This window comes from Aquicoccus porphyridii, assembly GCF_008369105.1.
In the GTDB taxonomy this organism is placed as follows: Bacteria; Pseudomonadota; Alphaproteobacteria; order Rhodobacterales; family Rhodobacteraceae; genus Aquicoccus; species Aquicoccus porphyridii.
The window spans coordinates 1-353 of the sequence record NZ_VINQ01000242.1; the positions used below are offsets into that span (position 1 = coordinate 1).

1 protein-coding gene is annotated in these 353 nt (G+C 67.7%); it reads left to right on the forward strand.

Translation table 11 applies throughout. From position 1 onward, the window contains the following. A partial coding sequence (locus tag FLO80_RS24350; protein ID WP_281287080.1) for a helix-turn-helix domain-containing protein occupies window positions 1-314 on the forward strand: 314 nt, incomplete at its 5' end. Between the last annotated feature and the right edge of the window lie 39 nt (window positions 315-353).

The following is a 353-nucleotide window of genomic DNA, read 5'->3' on the forward strand; positions in this document are numbered from 1 at the left end:
GGCTGCTGGCCTACGACTGGCCGGGCAACGTGCGCGAATTGCAGAACGCCGCCGAGCGCTTCGCCCTGGGTCTCGGCCTGAGCCTGGACGACGGAGTCCTGCCCGACGCCGCCGACGAGCCGCACAACCTCAGCGCCAAGGTCGAGGCCTTCGAGCGCTCGCTGATCGCTGCCGAACTGGAACGCCCGCACAATTCGCTGCGCAGCGTCGCCGAGGCCCTCGGTATCCCGCGCAAGACCCTGCACGACAAGCTGCGCAAGCACGGCCTGCCGTTCAACACACCTGGCGAAAATCCGCCAGATGATGGCGAATGAATGGCGGATTACCGCCAACCGTTCGCCATCCGCGCCCGC